The sequence below is a fragment of the Terrisporobacter mayombei genome, from assembly GCF_020748465.1.
Taxonomy (GTDB): domain Bacteria; phylum Bacillota; class Clostridia; order Peptostreptococcales; family Peptostreptococcaceae; genus Terrisporobacter; species Terrisporobacter mayombei.
This window is the reverse complement of the sequence record NZ_JAHZMP010000297.1, coordinates 1-432: the sequence shown is the minus strand read 5'-3', so window position 1 is coordinate 432 and position 432 is coordinate 1. Positions and strand designations below refer to the sequence as shown.

Annotated in this window: 1 pseudogene; it reads right to left on the bottom strand. The window is 65.7% G+C overall.

The features are described from left to right. Nucleotides 1–432, bottom strand: a pseudogene (locus K0039_RS25560) (hypothetical protein); the annotation flags it as partial.

Genomic DNA, 432 nt, shown 5'->3' with positions numbered 1-432 from the left:
GGGGCCAGCGGGGTGTGAAGGACGGCGGGTTGCGCCCAGCGGGTCTGGAATGTGGGGCGCGCGGTAGTGGCCCAGCGGGGGCGGACGGGCGCAAGGGTACCGGGGAGTCCGCTCATCAGCCGTGCGGATAACCCCTTCCGGGATGAGGTCGGTTTTCTCTGTCAGCCTGCCGTGACGGTCATACCGGTAAAGATAGTGCGCGTCACGGGCGATACGGTTATCCGGCCACATGCTGAGGGTGCTGTCCGGGTGCAGCTCCGGGTCGGGCAGGCGGTTACCTGCCGGGTCTGTGGCATACGGGATGCGGATATCCAGATTCGCTGCGGTGGTGTGAACGTCGGTCAGCCTGCCGGTGGTGCTGTAGCTGTAACTCCGGGTCTGGCGCGGGCTGCTGATGCGGATGAGTTCGCCGTTGTCGTTCCAGGTGTAATC